19 protein-coding genes are annotated in these 21,355 nt (G+C 67.1%); 17 read left to right on the forward strand and 2 right to left on the reverse strand.

The window, feature by feature from the left end; all coding sequences use genetic code 11:
• Nucleotides 1–50: 50 nt before the first annotated feature.
• Nucleotides 51–1,922, forward strand: a complete 1,872-nt coding sequence (locus M1L36_RS03035) for a S9 family peptidase (RefSeq protein WP_250872238.1) — start codon at nt 51–53, stop codon at nt 1,920–1,922.
• A 17-nt stretch (nt 1,923–1,939) separates the two neighbouring features.
• Here the strand turns inward: M1L36_RS03035 and M1L36_RS03040 are convergent, their stop codons facing one another.
• Together M1L36_RS03040 and ribH are read right to left on the reverse strand one after the other, a co-directional pair.
• A complete protein-coding gene (locus M1L36_RS03040) occupies nt 1,940–3,088 on the reverse strand; it encodes a pyridoxal phosphate-dependent aminotransferase (RefSeq protein WP_369694201.1) in 1,149 nt (382 codons plus the stop codon).
• A complete protein-coding gene (ribH, locus tag M1L36_RS03045) occupies nt 3,088–3,489 on the reverse strand; it encodes a 6,7-dimethyl-8-ribityllumazine synthase (protein WP_250872239.1) in 402 nt (133 codons plus the stop codon). Before ribH ends, M1L36_RS03040 begins: the two co-directional genes overlap by 1 nt.
• A gap of 115 nt (nt 3,490–3,604) precedes the next feature.
• Between ribH and M1L36_RS03050 the strand changes: the two genes are divergently transcribed.
• The 16 genes from M1L36_RS03050 (at nt 3,605) to M1L36_RS03125 (ending at nt 21,205) form a co-directional block, all read left to right on the forward strand.
• Entirely contained in the window at nt 3,605–5,557 is a 1,953-nt protein-coding gene (locus M1L36_RS03050) for a flippase activity-associated protein Agl23 (protein WP_250872240.1), read from the forward strand.
• A 25-nt stretch (nt 5,558–5,582) separates the two neighbouring features.
• The gene (locus M1L36_RS03055) at nt 5,583–6,740 is read left to right on the forward strand and encodes a 5-(carboxyamino)imidazole ribonucleotide synthase (protein ID WP_250872241.1); all 1,158 of its coding nucleotides are present in this window, start codon (nt 5,583–5,585) and stop codon (nt 6,738–6,740) included.
• Between the two features lie 66 nt (nt 6,741–6,806).
• Nucleotides 6,807–7,421, forward strand: coding sequence for a 5-(carboxyamino)imidazole ribonucleotide mutase (gene purE, locus M1L36_RS03060; RefSeq protein WP_250872242.1), 615 nt, complete (start codon nt 6,807–6,809; stop codon nt 7,419–7,421).
• Nucleotides 7,422–7,772: 351 nt separating this feature from the next.
• Nucleotides 7,773–8,180 carry an NADH-quinone oxidoreductase subunit A gene (locus M1L36_RS03065; protein ID WP_250872243.1) on the forward strand — a complete coding sequence of 136 codons (408 nt, stop codon included), beginning with the start codon at nt 7,773–7,775 and terminating at the stop codon, nt 8,178–8,180.
• Complete coding sequence (locus tag M1L36_RS03070) at nt 8,177–8,854, forward strand: NADH-quinone oxidoreductase subunit B (RefSeq protein WP_250872244.1); 678 nt, start codon at nt 8,177–8,179, stop codon at nt 8,852–8,854. The genes M1L36_RS03065 and M1L36_RS03070 overlap by 4 nt, the downstream gene beginning before the upstream one ends.
• The gene (locus M1L36_RS03075; RefSeq protein WP_250872245.1) at nt 8,851–10,536 is read left to right on the forward strand and encodes an NADH-quinone oxidoreductase subunit D; all 1,686 of its coding nucleotides are present in this window, start codon (nt 8,851–8,853) and stop codon (nt 10,534–10,536) included. The genes M1L36_RS03070 and M1L36_RS03075 overlap by 4 nt, the downstream gene beginning before the upstream one ends.
• Nucleotides 10,533–11,678: a complex I subunit 1/NuoH family protein gene (locus M1L36_RS03080; RefSeq protein ID WP_379819504.1), complete on the forward strand. Its 1,146-nt coding sequence runs from the start codon at nt 10,533–10,535 to the stop codon at nt 11,676–11,678. Before M1L36_RS03075 ends, M1L36_RS03080 begins: the two co-directional genes overlap by 4 nt.
• Nucleotides 11,679–11,733: 55 nt before the next feature.
• The gene (locus M1L36_RS03085) at nt 11,734–12,195 is read left to right on the forward strand and encodes a NuoI/complex I 23 kDa subunit family protein (RefSeq protein WP_250872246.1); all 462 of its coding nucleotides are present in this window, start codon (nt 11,734–11,736) and stop codon (nt 12,193–12,195) included.
• A gap of 200 nt (nt 12,196–12,395) precedes the next feature.
• On the forward strand, nt 12,396–13,442 hold the full coding sequence (locus M1L36_RS03090; RefSeq protein WP_250872247.1) for a dipeptidase: 1,047 nt from the start codon (nt 12,396–12,398) through the stop codon (nt 13,440–13,442).
• A 117-nt stretch (nt 13,443–13,559) separates the two neighbouring features.
• Nucleotides 13,560–13,826 carry an NADH-quinone oxidoreductase subunit J gene (locus M1L36_RS03095; protein WP_250872248.1) on the forward strand — a complete coding sequence of 89 codons (267 nt, stop codon included), beginning with the start codon at nt 13,560–13,562 and terminating at the stop codon, nt 13,824–13,826.
• Complete coding sequence (locus tag M1L36_RS03100) at nt 13,823–14,176, forward strand: hypothetical protein (protein WP_250872249.1); 354 nt, start codon at nt 13,823–13,825, stop codon at nt 14,174–14,176. The genes M1L36_RS03095 and M1L36_RS03100 overlap by 4 nt, the downstream gene beginning before the upstream one ends.
• Nucleotides 14,176–14,478, forward strand: coding sequence for an NADH-quinone oxidoreductase subunit NuoK (gene nuoK / locus M1L36_RS03105; protein ID WP_250872250.1), 303 nt, complete (start codon nt 14,176–14,178; stop codon nt 14,476–14,478). The genes M1L36_RS03100 and nuoK overlap by 1 nt, the downstream gene beginning before the upstream one ends.
• Nucleotides 14,479–14,482: 4 nt before the next feature.
• A complete protein-coding gene (gene nuoL / locus M1L36_RS03110) occupies nt 14,483–16,531 on the forward strand; it encodes an NADH-quinone oxidoreductase subunit L (protein WP_250872251.1) in 2,049 nt (682 codons plus the stop codon).
• On the forward strand, nt 16,532–18,115 hold the full coding sequence (locus tag M1L36_RS03115; RefSeq protein WP_250872252.1) for a complex I subunit 4 family protein: 1,584 nt from the start codon (nt 16,532–16,534) through the stop codon (nt 18,113–18,115).
• Nucleotides 18,116–19,612, forward strand: coding sequence for an NADH-quinone oxidoreductase subunit N (locus M1L36_RS03120; protein ID WP_250872253.1), 1,497 nt, complete (start codon nt 18,116–18,118; stop codon nt 19,610–19,612).
• Between the two features lie 102 nt (nt 19,613–19,714).
• Nucleotides 19,715–21,205, forward strand: coding sequence for a DHH family phosphoesterase (locus M1L36_RS03125; protein WP_250872254.1), 1,491 nt, complete (start codon nt 19,715–19,717; stop codon nt 21,203–21,205).
• The last annotated feature ends 150 nt before the right edge of the window (nt 21,206–21,355 follow it).

A 21,355-nucleotide genomic window follows, 5' to 3' on the forward strand; every position in this document is an offset into this window, starting at 1 on the left:
GAACGGCAGTTCTGGAAACCACTAAGGGGCGTCTCTCCGACGCGTGAGCAATGCCCGCGGAGTACCCGCTCGAAGAGTTGGCCAGCCTTCCGTCGTTCTACCACCCGACCGTCTCCCCGGACGGGTCGCGCATCGCGTTCTACTACGACGCGACCGGTCGGAACGAACTGTACGTCCAGGACCTCGCGACCGGCGAGCGCGAGCAGGTGAGCGACGGCGAGGTGCCCCGTCAACCGCGCCACGGTATCGCGTGGGACGCTGACGGCGAGGGCGTCCTGTTCCACCTCGACGACGACGGCGACGAGCAGAACGACGTCTACCGCTTCGACCTCGACAGCCGCGAGCGCGACCCGCTGGTCACCAACGACGGACAGAGCCACTTCCAGGCCGTCAGCGACGACGGCCGCTGGCTGTTCTACGTCTCGACGGCCGAGGGCCAGATGAACGTCCACCGCTACGACCGCGAGACCGACACCGACGAGCGCCTCACCGACTACGACCAGCCGGTGTACACGCTCGAACTGTCGCCCGACGGCGAGCGTATCGCCTACATGGTCAACGAGTCCGACGATTTGGACAACAAGGACGTCTACGTGGCGAGCGTGGGGCCACGCGCCACGGAAGACGCCGACGGCTCGAACGCCCGGAACCTCCACGTCGGCGAGGAGGGTGCCGAAGCCGCTCCCGTCGACTGGCTCTCGCCCACCGAACTGCTGGTCGGCGACAACTCCGAGGACCTCGGCCGGAGCGGTATCTACGACCTCGACACCGACTCCGTCGAGTGGTTCGCGAGCGAGTTCGAGGAGCAACCGGTCGCCTCGCTCGGGGACGACGACGCCGGCGACTTCCTCGCGCTACGCTACCGCGAGGCCGCCGTCGTGCCGGTGGTCTACGCCGATGGCGAGGCCCGCGAACTCGACGCGCCACTCGGCGTCGCGGCGTTCGGCGGCGACGAGTGTCTGGTCGGCGACGGGACGGTCCTGCTCACCCAGACGACGCCCGACGCGCGAGGGAATCTCCTCCGCTACGACCTCACGGACGACAGCTACGAGACGCTCGTCGAGGCCGACTACGGCGACATCGACCCCGACGCGTTCGCCGACTGCGAGTTCGTCACCTACGACTCCGAAGACGGACTCGGCATCGGCGCGCTCCACTACGACGCCCGCGACGGTCCCGCCGTCGACGACGACGCGACCGACGTCCCCGCCGTCGTGATGGTCCACGGTGGCCCACACGCCCAGTCGCTCCGCAGTTTCAACGCCTACGCGCAGTTCCTCGTCTCGCGTGGCTACACCGTCTTCCTGCCGAACTACCGCGGGTCGACCGGCCGCGGCCGCGAGTTCAAGAACCGCGTCCACCACGACTGGGGCGGGATGGAGCAGGTCGACGTTCGCGAGGCCGCGACGTGGCTCCGCCAGCAGGAGTACGTCGACGACGACCGACTCGCCGTCTACGGCGGTTCCTACGGCGGCTACAGCGCGTACTGCCAGCTGACGATGTACCCCGACGTGTGGACGACAGGCATCGCGTGGGTCGGCATCACCGACCTCCAGGCGCTGTACGAGGAGTCGATGCCGCACTTCAAGACGACGCTCGAACAGCAACTCGGTGACCCCGAGGAGAACGCGGAGTTCTACCGCGAGCGCTCGCCGGTCACCCACGTCGAGGACATGATCGCGTCCATCCTGATGGTCCACGGCGTCAACGACCCGCGCTGTCCGGTGAGTCAGGCGCGCATCTTCCGCGACGCGCTGGAGGAGCGTGGCTGGACCGACGGTGACGAGTTCCGCTACGAGGAGTTGGGCGAGGAGGGCCACGGCTCGGCCGACATCGACCAGAAGATCCGCGCCTACCGCATCATGGAGGAGTACCTCGCCGAGCGAATGCCGGCAGCGGCGACGCCAGAAGCCGACGACTGAGGCGGGCGTCTCGCGCGTTACAACAGGTCGGCGTCGGCCAACCGCTCGACACCCTCTCGCAGGCGCTCCTCGCTCGCGGCGTAGCTCATCCGGGCGTAGCCGCCGGCACCGAACGCCCCGCCGGGGACCATCGCGACGTGGGCCTGTTCGATTGCGGTCTCACACCACTCCTGGTCGTCGTCGGCGACTGGAACCATCGCGTAGAACGCACCGTCGCCGATGGGGACGTCGACGCCCTCCTCGGCGAACAGGTCGACGACCAACTCGCGCCGGTCGGCGAACGCGTCGCGCATCTCGGCGACGAAGTCGTCGCACTCTTCGAGCGCCGCGACACCCGCGTGCTGGACGAAGTTCGTCGCACACGTCACCGAGTGGCTCTGTATCTTCGACGCCTCGTCCACGAACTCGTCGGGACCGGCGATGTAGCCGAGTCGCCACCCGGTCATCGAGTACGCCTTCGAGAACCCGTTGAGGGTGACGGTCCGGTCGCCCATCCCGTCGAGCGAGCCGAGGCTGATGGCGTCGGCGTCGTAGGTGATGCGGTCGTAGATCTCGTCGGAGAGAACGGTGGCGTCGTGGTCGACCGCGAGGTCGCGGACTGCCTCCAGTGCGGTCTCGGAGTACACCGCGCCGGTCGGGTTGTTCGGGGAGTTGACGACGACGAGCGCGGTGTCGTCGGTGATGGCCTCGCCCAACTCGTCGAGTGCGGGTTCGAGTTGGAACTCGTGTGGCGTCAGGTCGACGCGCTTGAGCGTGCCGCCCGCGAGTTTCACCATCGCCTGATAGGAGACCCACGCGGGGTCCAGCAGGACGACCTCGTCGCCCTCGTCAACGAGCGCCTGGAACGTCTCGAAGAGGCCCTGCTTGCCGCCAGGCGTGACGATGATCTGGTCGTCGGTGTAGGGCAACCCGCGCTCGCCGAGCGAGTCGGCGATGGCCTCGCGGAGTTCGGGAACTCCCTTCGAAGGCGCGTAGCCGGTGTGGCCGTCGTCGATGGCGGCCTTGCCGGCGTCGACGACCGCCTGTGGGGTGTCGAAGTCGGGTTCGCCCACCGAGAGGTCGACGACGTCGACGCCGTCGGCTTCGAGTTGCGAGGCGAGGTTGCTGACGGCGACGGTCGCGCTCGGTTCGACGCGAGTGACGCGGTCGGCGAACTCCATCGTCATCAGAGCGCCTCCACGAGGTCGGCCGCGCCCTCGACGGCCTTCGCGGCGTTCCCGACGCGTTCGCGCGCCTCCGCGCCGCTCATCCCCGGCCCGACGATGCCGAGCGTGACGGGTTTGTCGCGCTCTAAGCTCACGTCGGTGAGTTTCTGGGCGGCGGCGTTCGCGATGACCTGGTCGTGGTCGGTGTCGCCGGTGACGATAGCGCCGATGGCGGCGACGGCGTCCACGTCGTCGCGACGGGCGAGGCGGTCGGCGGCGAGCGGTGCGTCGTACGCGCCGGGGACGTGGAGCGTCTCGACGACCTCGACGTCGCGCGCACTGGCGGCTTCGTGCGCGCGTTCTTCCATCTGTTCGGTGACCGAGCGGTTGAACCGCGCGACCACTAGTCCGAGCCGTGTCATAGGCGTGCGGTGGCATGGCCGGGCCATAGAAGTACCGCTGTCGGCAGCGTCGACGTATCAAACGAGGAACTGACGAACCACAAGGTTCCTTAGGTGGGGCAGGCAGTACCGGGTAATGGCTGTCGGACCCTCGACCGACGGGACGGACGACCGACGACTCGCCGTCGGCGGCGTCCTCGTCCTCTCGGTCGTCGCCCTCGTCGCTCGCTTCCTCGACCTCGGCGGTCGGGTGGCCCACTGGGACGAAGGCCGCGTCGCGTGGTGGATCCTCGACTACGCCGAGAGCGGCGAGTTCAGCTACCGGCCCATCATCCACGGGCCGTTCTACGAGATCGTCACGCCGCTCGTCTTCGACGTGTTCGGCGCGACCGACGCGACGCTGCGGTACGTCCCCGCGCTGTTGACGGGGCTGGTCCCGCTGTCGGTGTTGCTCCTCCGGGACCGCTTCGACACCGAGGAGCTGCTGGCGCTCGCGTTCTTCCTCGCGCTCAACCCCCTCCTGTTGTACTATGGGCGGTTCATGCGCGGAGACCCGCTGGTGGGGGCGTTCATGTTCGTCGCGTTCCTGTTGTTCGTCCGGTTCGTCGGGACGCGCAGCCTCCGCTATCTGTTCGCCGGCGTCGTGTTCGTCGCGCTCGGGTTCACCGTCAAGGAGAACGCGCCCGTGTACGTCCTCTGTTGGCTCGGCGGAGTCGCCGTCTACGGCTACCTCCGCCTGTTCGCGGCCCGAACCCACGGCGAGACCCCGATTCGGGCGTGGCTCGCTCGGCGTCGCGACCGCCTCGTCGGCCCCGACTGGCCGTCCCCGCAGGCCGACGGTGGCGTCCGGGCGTCGCTGAACGCCCGCGACCTCGGTGGCCGACTCCTGTACGGACTCGGCGTCGCCGTGATCTGTCTCGTCCTGTTCTTCGCGGTCATCGTGCTGTTCTACGCGCCGCGAGGTGCCTCGGGCGTCACGGTCGGGACGACGCTCGCCGACCCGCTCCAGTTCCCGGCGCTCGTCGAGGAGGCGACCGTCGGATCGTTCGAGTCGTTCATGAGCATCTGGATCAACAGCGAGAAGACCGACCACGCGTACCTGCCGTACCTCGTTCACCTCGTCGAGACGATGGGCGCGGGCGCGCTCGTCGTCGGCCTGCTCGCCGTCGTCGGGTTCCTCCTCGACTCCGTGCGGGAGGGTGGCCCCAGACCGGTCGTCGTCGTCGCGTTCCTCTGGGGAGTCGCCTCGCTGCTGGGCTACCCCATCATCACCGACATCAAAGCGCCCTGGGCGGCGGTGAACGTCGTCCTGCCGTTGACCATCCCGGCTGCCGTCGCCCTCGGCGCGTTTGTCCGCTGGGGCCGCCGAGCGCGGGCCAGCGACGACTTGGCGAGCTACGGTCTCGCCGCACTCGTCGTCGTCCTCCTCGTCAGCGTCCCGACGTACACGGCCTACCAGACCAGCTTCGTCGACCCACAAGCCGACTCGAACGACCTCGTCCAGTACGCCCAGCCAGCCGCGGACATCCACCCCGAGATGGCGGCTCTGGAACTGCTCGCCGAACGGAACGAGGGGACCGACGTCGTCATCTACGGCAGTTCCCTCGTGGACGGGAAGTCCATCTATCAGCGGCCGTCGTGTACCGGGAGTAGCGGGTGGTTCAACTCGCTGCCGCTCCCGTGGTACCTCGAACGCGCCGACGCGGAGACGGCCTGTGCCGAGGACCTCGGCGACCTGCGGCGGCTCGCCGAGGAGCGCCCGCCGGTCGTCGTCTCGACGGCCGACCAGCGCTCGACGCTGGAAGCACAGTTCTCCGACTACACCGTCACCGTCCGGACGATGCGTTCGTACGGGTCGCGGTGGGTGTTCCTCGTCGACACCTCGCGGCTCCCCGAGGGTGAGAACCCGATGGCGGACGTCGAATCCGAGGTGCTGGTCGACGACGCCACCGAGGGGGCCGTCGACGGGTCGATGACGCAGGCCGACGCGTCGGGCGGTGCCGCCTCGAACGGCACGGCGACCGGCGCGACGGTCACCGCGGCCGCCGCGGTGCGCCCCCCGACCCCGAGCGCCATCCACTACGGTTAACCTCCCCGCGACGGCACCACCGGGTGTGAACCTCAGGAGCCCCGGTCCGACCGTCGGCGTCGTCGGCGGTGGCCAACTCGCTCGGATGCTCGGGGAGGCGGCCGGCCCGCTCGGCGTGCAGGTCGTCGCGCTCGACCCGACGCCCGACCCGCCGGCCGCGCCGGTCGTCGCCGACACGGTCGCCGCCGCGTTCGACGACGAGGCGGCCATCACCGCGCTCGCCGAGGGCGTCGACGTACTGACCTACGAGATCGAACTCGCCGACGCCGACGCGCTCGAACGGGTCCGCGAGGAGACCGACACGCCCGTCCACCCCTCGCCCGAGACGCTCCGGCGGACGCAGGACAAACTGCTCGAGAAGGAGTGGCTCGCCGGGGCGGACATTCCGGTCCCCGACTTCGTCGCCGTCGACGACGAGACCGACCTCCGCGCGGCGGGCGAGGCCCTCGGCTGGCCCGTCATGCTGAAAGCCAGACAGGGTGGCTACGACGGTCGCGGCAACCTCCCGGTCGAGTCGCCCGAGGAGTGCGAGGTCGCGCTGGACGAACTCGGCGGTACGGACGAACACGGTGCGCTCGCCGAAGCGATGGTGCCGTTCGAGCGCGAACTGTCGGTCATCGGCGTTCGCGGAGCCGACGGCGAGACCGCGACCTACCCCGTCACCGAGACGGTCCACGAGGAAGAGATCCTGCGCGAGAGCGTCCAACCTGCGCGAACGAGCGACGCCGTCGCCGAGCGCGCCCGCGAGGTGGCGACCGACGTGCTCGACGCCATGGACGGTCGCGGCGTGTTCGGCATCGAACTGTTCCAGGTCGGCGAGGACGTCCTCGTCAACGAGATCGCGCCGCGCCCGCACAACTCGGGGCACTGGACCATCGAAGGCGCACACTGCTCGCAGTTCGAACAGCACGCCCGCTCGGTGCTCGGGTGGCCCCTCGGGGCGACCGAGCGCCGCGATGTGAGCGTGACGACGAACCTCTTGGGTGACGTCGACGACCCCGAACCCGCCGAGTTGAGCGGTGTCGAGTCGGTGCTGTCCGCCCCGGACGCCCACCTCCACTGGTACGGCAAGCGCGAGGTCCGGCCACTCCGGAAGATGGGCCACGTGACCGTCGTCGGCGAGGAGCGCGAGACGACGCTCGACCGTGCACGCGAGGTGCGCGACGCCGTGACGTTCCGCTGACCGAGCCTCGATAGCTCGCCGCCACCGACCGTAACCACGAAGCGACCCGCGACCGCTTCTCCCGGTATGACCGACCCCGTCCAGTCGCTCATCGACGACCTGCACGCCGAGGCCGACCGCGACCGACCGACCGAGGAGACACCCGAGGTGGGTATCGTGATGGGGTCCGATTCGGACCTCGACGTGATGTACGGCGCGTACGAGGCGTTGACCGAACTCGGCTTCGAGGAACTGACCGACGGCGACGACCTGCCGGAAGCGCGCTTCACCTTCGAGACGTACGTCGTCAGCGCGCACCGGACGCCGGACCTGATGGACGCGTACGCGACGACCGCACGCGACAGAGGCCTCGACGCCATCGTCGCCGGGGCTGGCGGGAAAGCCGCCGACCTGCCGAACATGGTCGCGTCGCTCGCGTACCCACTGCCGGTCGTGGGCGTCCCCGTCCAGGAGAAGTCCGTCGACTCGGTCATCGGGATGCCGACGGGTGCGCCGCTGGTCGCCGTCGACGCCGGCAAGTCGTTCAACGCGGCGCTGTCGGTCGTTCAGATGCTCGCCCGCGCGTACCCCGAACTGGAGGACCGCCTGGAGGCGTACCACGACGACCTGCGAGCGGGCGTCGGACGGGTGTCGCGTGACCTCCACGAGTCGGGGACCGACGCGTTCCGCGAGCGACGCTGAGGCGGTCGTCCGGACGCTGGCGTCGCTCGGCGCGAGGTACGTCGCTCGAAATGAGTGGCGAACAGGCGACACGGGAGTCCCCCGACCGGTGTGTCGCACACCCGCTGGCCGGCCGGGGGTGACGGTCAGCGCACGGGCGGTCTGGCTGCGTCTCCCCTCTTGAACGTCCGCCGGCGAGTTCGGCGGTGGCAACGCCTGCCGGAACCGTTCGGCGCTGTGGCGTCGACAGCGCCCGTGACTGGCGCGAATCCTGACCGCTCTCGCTCCACCGAAACCAGACGGAAAAACGCCTCACGCGGAAGAATCAAGCCTTATATGCCGGCCCATCCAACCGGCAATACGATACGACTAATGAGTAACCCGTGGATAGCAGTCGGCGCGCTGGGGTTGGTCTCGGTTCTCGTTCCGCTGGGGATGATGGCCGCGTCCGCGCTCATCCGCCCTACCGTGCCGGAACAAGGGAAAACCGCCGTCTACGAGTCCGGTGAAGTCCCGACGGGGAACACGCGCATTCGGTTCAACATCCAGTACTACATGGTTGCGCTGTTGTTCGTCATCTTCGACATCGAGACGGTCCTCATCTTCCCGTGGACGGTCATCTACCGCGACGCCGTCTCGCAGGTGGGCCTGACGAAGGCGCTGGTTCCGATGTTGGTCTTCATCGGCGTCCTCGTCGTCGGCCTCGTGTGGGCGTGGCGTAACGGCGCGGTTCGCTGGGTGCAGCCGACCACGAGCGATCGGAGGCAGACTGAGACATGAGTAGCGACAAACAGATTCAATCGACCCAAGAGGCCCGTATGGGCGAGGGTGTCGACAGCCGGTTCAACTCGAAACTCCGGGAGGCGTTCGGCTCTTCGCCGTTCATCCTCACCAAGTTCGATAAGTTCATGAACTGGGTGCGCGGCTCCTCGATGTTCATGCTGCAGTTCGGTATCGCGTGCTGCAGCATCGAGATGATGCACACCTACGCGGTCAAACACGACCTCGACCGCTTCGGTGCGGGCGTGCCGCGGGCGTCGCCTCGACAGGCCGACGTCATCATCGTCCCGGGGACGATCGTCTCGAAGTTCGCCCCGCGGATGAAGCGCGTCTACGACCAGATGCCGGAGCCGAAGTTCGTCGTCGGGATGGGTTCGTGTACCATCTCCGGCGGTCCGTTCCACGAGGGCTACAACGTCATCAAGGGCGCAGAGGAGGTTATCCCGGTGGACATTCACGTCCCCGGCTGCCCGCCCCGCCCCGAGGCGCTCGTCTACGGCGTCGCCAAACTGCAGGAGCGAATCGCTAACGGCGAGTCCTCGCCGGTGACGGTCAAGCCGTACGAACTCGAACAGTTCGGCGACCTGGAGGGCGACGAACTCGTCCGCCACCTCGCCGACCAGATCGACGAGGAGGACCTCGTCATGCGCTACAACTGGGCTGAGTCGCCATGAGTCTGGAACGACCGGAACCCAGCACGCACGACCAGGTCGGCGTCACCGAACGTGGTCTCGACTACGAGGCCATCGACGACCTGCTCGGCGACCTCGTCATCGGCCGCGAGTCCCACCTCAACGCGGAGGGGTTCGTCGTCCGTCCCGAGCGCGTCGCGGAGGCACTCGACCGCCTGAAGCAACAGGCCGGCTTCGACCACCTCTCGTGTGTCACCGCTCAGGAGTACGACGACCGCTTCGAGAGCATCTACCACCTGAAGAAGTACGCCGACCCCACCCAGGAGGTCAGCGTCGTCGTCCCCACGAGCCACGACGACCCGCACAGTCAGTCGGGCAACGCCGTGTTCCGTACGGCCGACTGGCACGAACGCGAGGCGTACGACCTCATGGGCATCACGTACGACGACCACCCGGACCTCCGGCGTATCCTCCTGCCGGAGACGTGGCAGGGCCACCCCATGCGGAAGGACTACGACAAGGAACAGCCCCAGGTCGTCACCTTCCGTGAACACGCCAACCCGCTGCAGGAGGACCACCGCGCGGGCGGTGGCGAGGGCGACACGATGTTCGTCAACATCGGTCCCCACCACCCGGCGACCCACGGTGTGCTCCACCTGAAGACCGTGCTGGACGGCGAGACCGTCGCGGACGTCGAACCGGACATCGGCTACCTCCACCGCTGTGAGGAGCAGATGTGCCAGCAGGGCACCTACCGCCACCAGATCATGCCGTACCCCGACCGCTGGGACTACATCTCGGCGGGCATCCTCAACGAGTGGGCGTACGCGCGCACGGCGGAGGACCTCGCGGACATCGAGGTCCCCGAGTACGCACAGATCATCCGGACGATGAGCGCCGAGATGTGCCGTATCGCGAGCCACATGCTCGCGGTCGGGACGTTCGCGCTCGACGTCTACGGCGACTTCACGGCCATCTTCATGTACTCGACGCGTGACCGTGAAATCGTCCAGAACCTGCTCGAAGACCTCACCGGCCAGCGGCTGATGTTCAACTACCTCCGTCTGGGCGGCGTCGCGTGGGACCTCCCGGAACCCCGCGAGGAGTACTTCGAGAAGGTGCGTGACTTCCTCGACGACCTCCCCGCGAAACTGGAGGAGTACCACGACCTCATCACGGGCAACGAGATCTTCCAGCTCCGGTGTGTCAACACCGGCGTCCTCGACCCCGAGATGGCCAAGAGCTACGGGACGACCGGTCCCGTCGCCCGCGGGTCGGGCATCGACTACGACCTGCGGCGGGACGACCCGTACGGCTACTACCCCGAACTCGACTGGGACGTCATCACCGAGGACGGCTGTGACAACTACTCGCGCGTCCTCGTTCGGATGAAGGAGGTCGAGGAGTCCGCGAAGATCATCGAGCAGTGTGTCGACCTGCTCGAAGACTGGCCCGAGGAGGAACGCGAGATCCAGGCCAACGTTCCCCGGACGCTCAAGCCCGACAACGACACGGAAGTGTACCGTGCGGTCGAGGGTGCGAAGGGAGAACTCGGCATCTACATCCGCGCCGACGGGACGGACAAGCCGGCTCGCTTCAAGATTCGCTCGCCGTGTTACTCCAACCTCCAGGCGCTCCCGGAGATGTCCAACGGCGAGTACATCCCGGACATGATCGCGTCGCTCGGCAGCCTCGACATCGTGCTCGGTGAGGTCGACCGATGAACTGGGGGCTGCTTCAGGAGGGGAACAACTCCTCGAACGCCAGCGCCGGTGCGGCGAACGGCAGTGCCAACGCCTCCGCCGCCGGCGGTGGCGAGGTCCAGACGCTTCCGGACACGCTCGGGAGCCTCCTCGGTCTCGGTCAGATGGGGCCACTGGAGACGTTCGCGATGGCGGTCATCGCCTCCGGTGCCGTCGCCACGTTCCTGCTGACCCTCGTCGCCGTCTCCGGCATCTGGGGCAAGCGGAAGATCACCGCGGCGTTCACCGACCGCATCGCGGTCAACCGTATCGGCCCGTTCGGCCTGCTCATCATCGTGGCCGACGCCGTCCGACTGCTCTCGAAAGAGCTGGTCATCCCCGACGGCGTCGACCGCCCGGCGTTCGACATCGCGCCGGTCATCATGGTCTCGTCGGCGCTGCTCGGCTTCGCCGTCATCCCCATGGGGAACGGCATCCAGATCGCCGACCCCGAGACGGGGCTCGCGTACGTGTTCGCGGTCTCCTCCATCGCCAGCCTCGGGCTGGTGACGGCGGGGTACGCCTCGAACAACAAGTTCTCGTTCCTCGGTGGGCTGCGCGCGGTCGCACAGAACATCGCCTACGAGATCCCACTCGTCGTAACGGCCGCGTCGGTCGTCATCTTCGCGGGGTCGCTGCAGATGAGCACCATCGTCGAACAGCAGGCCCAGACGCTCGTCACCCTCGGCGGACTCGACATCCCGTCGTGGTACGCGTTCGTCAACCCGTTCGCGTTCGTGCTGTTCATGGCCGCGAACCTCGCGGAGGTCGGACGGAACCCGTTCGACGTCCCCGAGGCACCCACGGAGATCGTCGCGGGGTGGCAGACCGAGTACTCCAGTGTGTACTTCGTGCTCTGTTACCTCTCGGAGTTCATCCACATCTTCCTCGGTGGGGCCATCATCGCGACCATCTTCCTCGGCGGCCCAGCGGGTCCGGTGCTTCCGGGTTTCCTCTGGTTCGTCATCAAGATTCTCGCGGTGTACCTGTTCACCCAGTGGGCGCGCTCTGCAGTGCCGCGCGTCCGCATCGACCAACTCATCGAGATCGGCTGGAAGGGGATGCTCGTGCTGAGCTTCGCCAACCTGCTGCTCACCGCCATCATCGTCGGGGTGATCGCCTGAACGCGGTGGCCGGGTGCGAACCCGGTTTCGACCACACACCCCACTCAGACTACCAATGATTGGAATCCTCAAGGGCATGGCGACCACCATGAAACACGCGCTGGACGGCTCGACGTTCACCGTCGAGTATCCGGACCAGGCACCCGAAGTGTCGCCGCGGTTCCGTGGCGTCCACAAGTTCAGCCAGGAGCGCTGTATCTGGTGTCGCCAGTGTGAGAACGTCTGCCCGAACGACACCATCCAGATCGTCACCGACGACCAGCGTAACGGCGAACAGTACAACCTCCACATCGGCCAGTGTATCTACTGCCGACTGTGCGAGGAGGTCTGTCCCGTCGACGCCATCCTGCTCACGCAGAACTTCGAGTTCACCGCGGACACGAAAGACGAGTTCGCGTACAACAAAGAGCAGTTGAAGAACGTCCCGTGGTACAAGGACATCGACCCGCTCGCCTCCCGTGAACCCGACCGCGGTGCGTGGATCGGCGAGGGCGAAGGCGAAGTCGACTACAACTAGCGACCGTTTTCTTCGTCGGGTGCGCTCTGCGCACCACTCCTCGAAAACCCTCGATGATAAATGCCGGGTACTCACTTCGCTCGTACTCGGTGAACCGCGCTCGCTCACGCCGTTCGCTCGCGCGGACGTTTGCTTCTCCGACGTTCTGTCCGCAGGCCGAGCGTCCGAATCACTAACTCGTACGGCACGGAACGACGAGCATGGACTATCATCGTCTGTTCGACGGCCACAACGACACGCTCCTCGACCTCCACCTCGACGAGCGTGGCGGGGGTCGCTCGTTCTTCGAGCGCAGCGCTGAGGGACACGTCGACCTTCCGCGCGCACGCGAAGCAGGGTTCGGAGGTGGACTGTTCGCCATCTTCGTCCCGTACGAGGAGCGTCCCGAGTTCGTCGAGACCGACGAGGGCTACGAGATGCCCCTCGCCGACCAGGTCGACACCGAACGCGCGAAACGGTTCACTTTCGACGTACTGGCGCGCCTGTACCGACTCGAACGTCGATCGGCGGGCGACCTGCGGGTCTGTCGGAGCGCCGTGGACGTCCGCGAGGCGTGGGCCGACGAGGCGCTCGCGGCGGTCGCACACCTCGAAGGGGCGGCCGCGGTCGAACCGGACCTGTCGAACCTGGACTTGCTGTACGCAGCGGGGGTGCGCTCCATCGGGCTGACGTGGGCGCGGCCGAACGCGTTCGCCACCGGAGCGCAATTCGCGTACCCACGGGACCCGGACGTGGGTCCGGGACTCACGGACGCGGGTGTCGAGTTGGTCCGCGCGTGCGAGGAGCGGGGCATCCTCGTCGACTGCGCGCACCTCACCGCGGCGGGCTTCTGGGACGTCGCGGCGACGACGCGCGCGCCGCTGGTGGTCAGCCACGCCGCCGTCCACGACATCTGCCCGTCGACGCGGAACCTCACGGACGAGCAGTTGGACGCTATCGGGGAGTCCGACGGGGTCGTCGGCATCTCGCTGGCCGTCGAGAACCTGCGCGCGGACGGCGACCGGGTGCTCGACACCCCCGTCTCGGTCGTCGCGGACCACGTCGAGTACGTCGCCGAGCGAATCGGCGTCGAACACGTCGCGCTGGGGTCGGACTTCGACGGCTGTACGGTGCCGGAGACGGTCGGTGACGTGACCGGTCTTCGCGCGATTCTCGACGAACTACACGAGCGAGGGTTCGAACGCCGCGATTTCGAGCAGTTCTGTTCGGAGAACTGGCTCCGCGTGCTGGCGCAGACCGGGGGGTGAGTGGCGATTTCTGTCCTCTGCTTCTCGACGGAACGGGGCGCTGAGCGCCGATTCTCACGCGTGCGCTCGCGGACGGTTCTCGAAACGTTGAAACCCGCCGCAAAACGACTGCCACCAATGGCACCACTCGCAGAAACACTAGCATTTGCGCTGTTCGCTCTCGTGACAGTGGGCAGCAGCCTCGGCATGGTGCTAGTGCGCGACGTCTGGCACGCAGCGCTCCTGATGGGGGTCGCGCTGCTGTCGGTCGCCGTCCACTACGTCATGTTGCAGGCGGAGTTTCTGGCGGCGATGCAGGTCCTCGTCTACGTGGGCGGGGTCCTCATCCTCATCACGTTCGCCGTCATGTTGACCCGCGAGACGACAGAGGAGGTCACAGCGTGACGTCCCGTCCGCGTCTCAACGACGACATCAACTTCGTCCAGGGGCTGGCGGCCGTGGCGCTGTTCGCGGTTCTGGCGCTCACGTTCGTCACCTCCTCGGGGTGGAGCGCACCCGCCGGCTTCCCGGAGGGCTCGGTCACCGCGAGTATCGGCTACGCGATGTTCGACATGACCGACCAGGCGGCCATCCAGTCCGAACCGTTCCTCGTCTCGTTCGAGATCATCGACGTCGTGCTCGTCAGCGCGCTCGTCGCGGCCGTGCTGCTCGCGAAACGCGAGAGCGGCGGCAGCCTCTACGGCGCTGCCCGGAACGCCATTCGAACTGACGGCGGGAAGGAGGACGACGACTGATGGTCCCCATCGAGTACTACATGGTGCTGTCGGCGGCGGTGTTCTGCATCGGCGTCTTCGGCATCCTCACCCGACGTAACGCACTGATGTTCCTGATGAGCGTCGAGCTCATGCTCAACGCGGCGAACATCAACCTCGTCGCGTTCTCGTTCCAGAACGGGAACCTCACGGGGCAGGTGTTCAGTCTGTTCACGATGGCACTGGCCGCCGCGGAGGTGGCCGTCGGTATCGGCATCATCCTCGTGCTCTACCGAAACTTCGACGACGTCGACGTCACCAAGGCGACGACGATGAGGTGGTAACTCTATGGCAGGCGCATTCGACTTCGCACCGGCTATCGCACTACTCCCGTTCGGCTCGTTCCTCGTCGCGCTGTTCCTGGGCCAGTACATGCCCAAACGCGGCGCGCTCGCCGGCATCATCGCGACCGTCGGGTCGCTGTTGCTCTCGGCGTGGGTCGCTCTGACCGTCGCCGGCGGTGAAACGTACAACGAACCCGTCTACACGTTCGTCGCGATGGGCGAGAACCCCATCCAGTTCGGCCTGCTGCTCGACCAGCTGTCGGCGCTGATGCTGGTCATCGTCTCGCTCATCGCCGTGTTGGTCCACGTCTTCTCGCTGGGCTACATGAACGACGAGGGCGAGACGGGACTGCCCCGCTACTACGGCGAACTCGGCCTGTTCACCGCGAGCATGCTCGCGTTCGTCATGTCCTCAAACCTGCTGATGGCGTTCATGTTCTTCGAGCTGGTCGGACTCTGCTCGTACCTGCTCATCGGCTTCTGGTTCCGTCGTGACGGCCCCCCGAGCGCCGCGAAGAAGGCGTTCCTCGTCACCCGCTTCGGTGACTACTTCTTCCTCATCGGTGTCGTCGCGGTGTTCGCCACGTTCGGCACCGCTCAGTTCGCGGGCGAGGAGAGCTTCCCGCACCTCGCGGAACTCGCGCTCAGCGGTGAGGGCCAGGTGACCACGATGTTCGGCCTCGGGGCCGAAGCGTGGTTCACCGTCGTCGGCCTGCTCATCCTCGGCGGTGTGATGGGCAAGTCCGCACAGTTCCCGTTCCACACGTGGCTGCCCGACGCGATGGAGGGTCCCACGCCGGTCTCCGCGCTCATCCACGCCGCGACGATGGTCGCCGCGGGTGTGTATCTCGTCGCCCGTATCTACGGCTTCTACGCGCTGCTCCCGACGGCGCTCGCGGTCATCGCGCTCGTCGGTGGGTTCACCGCGCTGTTCGCCGCCACGATGGGCGTCGTCAAACGCGAAATCAAACAGGTGCTCGCGTACTCCACCATCTCCCAGTACGGCTACATCATGCTCGCGCTGGGTGGCGGTGGCTACGTCGCCGGCGTGTTCCACCTCACGACCCACGCCGTGTTCAAGGCGCTCCTGTTCCTCGGTGCCGGGTCGGTCATCATCGCCATGCACCACAACGAGAACATGTGGGATATGGGCGGATTGAAGGACAAGATGCCCGTCACCTACTACGCGTTCCTCTCGGGTTCGCTCGCGCTCGCGGGCATCGTCCCGTTCTCCGGCTTCTGGTCGAAAGACGAGGTGCTCTACGAGACGCTCGTCCACGGTATCGGGACCGACGGTGGTCTCGGTGTCGTCCTCCTGCTCGCGTACGCGATGGGCCTCATCGCGGTGTTCTTCACCGGGTTCTACACCTTCCGGATGGTCCTGCTGACCTTCCACGGCAAGCCCCGGTCCGACACCGCACGGAACCCCCACGGCGTTCACTGGAACGTCAAGGGGCCGCTGGCCGTCCTCGGCGTTCTCGCCGCGACGGTCGGTGCCATCAACCTCGTGCCGGTTCACGCACTGGTCGGCTCCGTCCCGGAGTTCCTCCACGACTGGCTCTACTACGGGCCGGAGATGCTGAACGGGCACCACTACCACGAACTCATCACCGCGGGTGAGTTCGGTGGTATGTCCGCTGGGGAACTGCCCGGTCTCGGTGAGACCGGGACGCTGTTCGCTTCGGCAGGAATCTCGCTGACGGTTGCACTCGCCGGGTCCGCCCTCGCGATTGCACTCTACCGCGGTGACTCGCCGGTCGAACACACCGACCGGCTCGGCTCTGCAAAGACCGTGCTGTTCAACAACTACTATCAGGACGAGTATCAGGTGTGGCTGGCCCAGGGGCTGACGATGAACGTCGCCCGCGCCGCCGACAAGTTCGACCAGGGCGTCGTTGACGGTGTCGTCAACGGCGTCTCCTCGGTCTCGCTGTTCGGAGGCAGTCGCGTCCGCCGCATCCAGACGGGTATCGTTTCGAACTACGCGACGCTGCTGACGCTGGGGCTGGTCGCCCTGCTGGTCGGCATCGGGCTGATGGGGGGGTGGTTCTAGATGCTGGTCGAACTCCTGCTCGCCGCTTGTCTGGTCGGTGCGGTGGTCACGTTCGTCGCCCCCGACCGCGTCGCCGGGAAGCTGGCACTGGGCATCAGCCTGCTGCCGCTCGTCGGCGCGCTCTACATGTACGCCACGTTCGACGGTTCGGGCAACGCGCTGTTCGGCGGCGCGACGATGTTCGGCGAGAACGTCGCCTGGCTCGACCTCGCGGGCTACCAGCTGTCGTACCACACCGGTCTCGACGGTCTCTCGCTGCCGCTGGTCGTGCTCTCGACGGTGCTCATCCCGCTCGCCATCCTGAGCGCGTGGACGCCTATCCAGAGCCGCCAGAGTCAGTTCTACGGCCTCGTCCTCCTGATGGAGGCGAGCCTCATCGGCGTGTTCTCCGCGCTGGACTTCTTCGTCTGGTTCGTCTTCTGGGAGGCCGTCCTCATCCCGATGTACTTCCTCATCGGCGTCTGGGGCGGCCCGCGCCGGAAGTACGCCGCCATCAAGTTCTTCGTCTACACGAACGTCGCCTCGCTGGTCATGTTCATCGGGTTCATGACCCTCGTGTTCGCGCTGGGCGACAGCGTGAGTTCGTTCGGTCTGCCCGCCGTGACGCAGGCCATCGCCGCCGGCAACCTTGGGAACGTCGCCGGCGTCGCCGGCAGCACCATCGCGCTGGTGTCGTTCGTGCTGATGTTCTTCGGGTTCGCCGTCAAGGTGCCAATCGTCCCGTTGCACACGTGGCTGCCCGACGCTCACGTCGAAGCCCCGACACCGGTGTCGGTGCTACTGGCGGGCGTCCTCCTGAAGATGGGGACGTACGCCCTGCTGCGGTTCAACTTCACGATGCTCCCCGGGGTCGCACAGGACCTCGCGGTGTTCATCGCCCTGCTCGGGGCGGCCAGCGTCATCTACGGCGCGCTGCTCGCGCTCGCCCAGCAGGACCTCAAGCGCATCGTCGCGTACTCCTCGGTCTCCTCGATGGGGTACGTCATCCTCGGCCTCGTCGCCTACACCCAGTACGGACTCGGTGGCGCGACGTTCCAGATGGTCGCCCACGGCCTCATCTCGGGGCTGATGTTCATGTGCGTCGGCGTCGTCTACAACACGACCCACACGCGCATGGTCGGCGACATGTCCGGCCTCGCCTCGCGGATGCCCTACACCGTCGGCGCGCTCATCGCGGGCGCGTTCGCCTACATGGGCCTCCCGCTGATGGCCGGGTTCGCCGGTGAGTTCTTCATCTTCCGTGGCTCGTTCGCCTCGACGGTCCTCCCCAACAACGGGATGGCGCTCATCACGGGCGTCGCGATGTTCGGCATCGTCATCGTCGCCGGCTACCTGCTGTTCGCGATGCAGCGCACGCTGTTCGGCGAGTTCTTCTCGGCGACGGAGTACGACGTGCGCGAGGCGGCGGTCCACGACGTGGCCCCGCTGTTCGTCCTCGTCTTGCTCATCATCGCGCTGGGGACCGCGCCGGGCATCTTCTTCGAGATGATCTGGAACGCCTCCCAGCCCATCCTCGACAACGTCCAGAGCGGCGGTGAAGCGGCCGTCGAGTCGCTCGCCACCGTCCTCGGAGGTGTTCGCTAAATGCTACAGACGCTCCAGATATCAGGCACCGCCGCGCTCGCGCCGACACTCGTCCTCGGCGTGACGGCGCTCCTGTTGTTGCTCATCGACAGTATCGACCCCGAAGAATCCTCGTCGGCGCTCCTCTCGGGCGTCGCGACGCTGGGGTCGCTCGTGGCGCTGGCCGCCGCGGGGGCTATCCTCGTCGCGACGGGTGGTGAGCCGCAGTCGCTGTTCCAGGGGCAACTCGTCGTCGACGGGATGAGCTTGTTCTTCACGTTCATCTTCACGAGCGTCACCACGCTCGTCACGCTCGCGAGCTACGACTACCTGAAGGAGTTCCGCTACAAGGCGGAGTTCTACACGCTCGTCATGCTCGCGGCGACGGGGATGACGCTGATGGCGAGTTCGAACTCGATGGCGACGGCGTTCGTCAGCCTCGAACTCGCCTCGCTGCCGTCGTACGCGCTCGTCGCGTTCCTCAAGAACAACCGCGGGAGCGTCGAGGCCGGCCTGAAGTACTTCCTCATCGGTGCGCTGTCGTCGGCGGTGTTCGTCTACGGCATCTCGCTGGTGTACGGCGTCACCGGGTCGCTCCAGTTCGATGCCATCGCCTCGGAACTGGGCAACACCGGCGAGGGCCTCGTCGGTGTCCTCGGTGTCGGTATCCTGATGATCATCGGTGGGTTCGCGTTCAAGACCGCGAGCGTGCCGTTCCACTGGTGGGCACCGGAGGCGTACGAGGGTGCGCCCGCCCCCGTCAGCGCGTTCCTCTCGTCGGCCTCGAAGGCCGCCGGGTTCGTCATCGCCTTCCGCGTGTTCACCGTCGCGTTCCCGCAGTCGACCGTCGGGGTCGACTGGGTGCTCGCGTTCCAGGTGCTCGCGCTCGTGACGATGACGCTCGGGAACTTCGCCGCCGCGACCCAGGAGAACGTCAAGCGGATGATGGCGTACTCCTCCATCGGGCACGCCGGCTACGTGCTCATCGCCCTCGGTGCGCTCACAGGGAGCGCCAACCAGGCGTTCGTCCTCGGGGCGGGGATGATCCACCTCGTCGTCTACGGCTTCATGAACACCGGTGCGTTCCTGTTCATCGCTCTCGCGGAGTACTGGGGCGTCGGCCGCACCTTCGAGGACTACAACGGCCTCGCGAAGCAGGCCCCCGTGGCGTGTGTCGCGATGACCGTCTTCCTGTTCAGTCTCGCGGGCCTGCCCATCGGTGGCGGGTTCCTCTCGAAGTTCTTCCTCATCGCGGCCGCCGTCGAGGCGGCGACCATCGGAACGTACGTCCTCGCGTTCGCACTCGTGATCAACAGCGCGCTGTCGCTGTTCTACTACTCGCGGGTCGTGAAGGCGATGTGGATCGAGGACCCCGTCGGCGACTTCGAGGTCGGTGGCTACCCCACTGGGCTGTACGCCGCCATCATCGTCGCTGCGGTCGCGACGTTCCTGTTACTCCCCGCGCTGGGGCTGTTCACGAACGTCGCCGTCGACGCCGCGGCGTCGATGATTCAGTAACGCGTTCGACCGTTTCGACGCCTCTTTTCGCCGAAAACTGCCGTCGAGCGGCGGGATTCCGCAGGCGGTGAAGCTTTCCCCACGGGGGGCGATTGCCACGACATGAGTACCCGGCTCGTTCTGGGCTGTGGGTCGTTCGGGCACGCCCTCATCGAGGAGTTGCGCCAGACGCCCGGCGACCTGCACGTCGTCTCGGGCGACGAGGGGCGCGTCGACTCGCTGCGTGGCGAGAACGTCCCCGCCGAACTCGGTGCTTACGACGACCCCGCCGTCGTCGAGGAGGTGAAAGCCGAGGACCTCCCGACGGTCGCCAGCGTCGTCGTCGCCGGTGACGACCCGGACCGGAACCTCGCGGCCATCGAGGTCGCTCGCGAGCACTATCCCGACGTCCCCGTCGTCAGCTACGTCGGCCGCGACGGCACCGACGCCCAGCGCGAAGCGCTCGAAGCCGCCGCCGACCGACTCGTCGACCCCGCCGACATCGTCCCCCAGCGCATCCTCCAAGCGGCCGGTCGCGGCGGCCTCCGCCTCCGACAGCTCCACCGCATCGTCCGCGAGCTCGACGGACCGCTCGCGGTCGTGATGCACGACAACCCCGACCCCGACGCCATCGCCAGCGCGTGTGCGCTCGTCCAGATCGCCGAGAACGCCGGCGGCGAGGCCGAGCCGTGTTACTACGGCGAGATCTCCCACCAGGAGAACCTCGCGCTGGTCAACCTCATGGAGTACGACCTCACCAACCTCCAGGCGGGGGACGACCTCTCGCGGTTCGCGGGGTTCGCCCTCGTCGACCACTCCCGACCGGGCGTCAACGACCAACTGCCACCCGACACGCCCGTCGACATCGTCGTCGACCACCACCCGCCCCGAGAACCCATCGAGGCGCGGTTCGTCGACCTCCGCAGCGACATCGGTGCGACGAGCACGCTGCTCACCGACTACCTCCGACGGCTCGACGTCGAACCGACGACGCCCGTCGCGACGGGGCTTCTGTTCGGCATCCGTATCGACACGAAGGACTTCCGCCGGGAGGTGAGCGTCGACGACTACGAGGCGGCGTCGTACCTCCTGCCGTACGCCGACACCGCGACCCTCGAACGCGTCGAGTCGCCCTCCGTCAGCGTCGACACGCTGGAGACCGTCGGCCGGGCGATTCGCAACCGCGAGGTCCACGGCGAGGTGCTCACCTCCTGTGTCGGGCGGCTCCACTCCCGGGACGCGCTGGCGCAGTCCGCAGACCGCCTGCTCGACCTGCGGGAGGTGACGACGACGCTCGTCTACGGGTTCAAAGACGGCACCATCTACATGTCGGCGCGCACTCGCGGCACCGACCTCGACGTCGGTGAGACGCTCCGGGAGGCGTTCGCTCAGATCGGCGAGGCGGGCGGGCACGCCGACATGGCGGGCGCACAGTTGCCGCTCGGCTTGCTCGGCACGGTCGAGGAGGACGCCGACGAGGACCTCTCGTCGGTCATCGCCGACGTGGTCACCGACCGGTTCTTCGAGACGCTGCGCTCGCGACCGAACTGGGACCTCGTGGACATCTACGGCGGCGGCGGCGAGGAACTGCCCGTCGGGGCCGACGAGGAGTAGCGCGGTTCGGAGTTCCCGCGAGAGCAACGAGCGGGAGCACGGAAGACGAGCATCGCGAGTCTTCCGGAGGGAGCGGAGCGACCGAGAACCGCGAGCGGAACGGCGAACGCAGTGAGCCGTGGAGGAGTAGGGAGATTCGGAGCGCTCGCA

It is taken from the genome of Halomarina rubra (genome assembly GCF_023699475.1).
GTDB classification, from domain to species: Archaea; Halobacteriota; Halobacteria; order Halobacteriales; family Haloarculaceae; genus Halomarina; species Halomarina rubra.

Coding starts and splice junctions, on each gene's coding strand:
- M1L36_RS03035 (WP_250872238.1), top strand. CDS start 51: ATGCCCGCGGAGTACCCGCTCGAAGAGTTGGCCAGCCTTCCGTCGTTC.
- M1L36_RS03040 (WP_369694201.1), bottom strand. CDS start 3,088: ATGACGATGGAGTTCGCCGACCGCGTCACTCGCGTCGAACCGAGCGCG.
- ribH (WP_250872239.1), bottom strand. CDS start 3,489: ATGACACGGCTCGGACTAGTGGTCGCGCGGTTCAACCGCTCGGTCACC.
- M1L36_RS03050 (WP_250872240.1), top strand. CDS start 3,605: ATGGCTGTCGGACCCTCGACCGACGGGACGGACGACCGACGACTCGCC.
- purE (WP_250872242.1), top strand. CDS start 6,807: ATGACCGACCCCGTCCAGTCGCTCATCGACGACCTGCACGCCGAGGCC.
- M1L36_RS03065 (WP_250872243.1), top strand. CDS start 7,773: ATGAGTAACCCGTGGATAGCAGTCGGCGCGCTGGGGTTGGTCTCGGTT.
- M1L36_RS03070 (WP_250872244.1), top strand. CDS start 8,177: ATGAGTAGCGACAAACAGATTCAATCGACCCAAGAGGCCCGTATGGGC.
- M1L36_RS03075 (WP_250872245.1), top strand. CDS start 8,851: ATGAGTCTGGAACGACCGGAACCCAGCACGCACGACCAGGTCGGCGTC.
- M1L36_RS03080 (WP_379819504.1), top strand. CDS start 10,533: ATGAACTGGGGGCTGCTTCAGGAGGGGAACAACTCCTCGAACGCCAGC.
- M1L36_RS03085 (WP_250872246.1), top strand. CDS start 11,734: ATGATTGGAATCCTCAAGGGCATGGCGACCACCATGAAACACGCGCTG.
- M1L36_RS03090 (WP_250872247.1), top strand. CDS start 12,396: ATGGACTATCATCGTCTGTTCGACGGCCACAACGACACGCTCCTCGAC.
- M1L36_RS03095 (WP_250872248.1), top strand. CDS start 13,560: ATGGCACCACTCGCAGAAACACTAGCATTTGCGCTGTTCGCTCTCGTG.
- nuoK (WP_250872250.1), top strand. CDS start 14,176: ATGGTCCCCATCGAGTACTACATGGTGCTGTCGGCGGCGGTGTTCTGC.
- nuoL (WP_250872251.1), top strand. CDS start 14,483: ATGGCAGGCGCATTCGACTTCGCACCGGCTATCGCACTACTCCCGTTC.
- M1L36_RS03115 (WP_250872252.1), top strand. CDS start 16,532: ATGCTGGTCGAACTCCTGCTCGCCGCTTGTCTGGTCGGTGCGGTGGTC.
- M1L36_RS03120 (WP_250872253.1), top strand. CDS start 18,116: ATGCTACAGACGCTCCAGATATCAGGCACCGCCGCGCTCGCGCCGACA.
- M1L36_RS03125 (WP_250872254.1), top strand. CDS start 19,715: ATGAGTACCCGGCTCGTTCTGGGCTGTGGGTCGTTCGGGCACGCCCTC.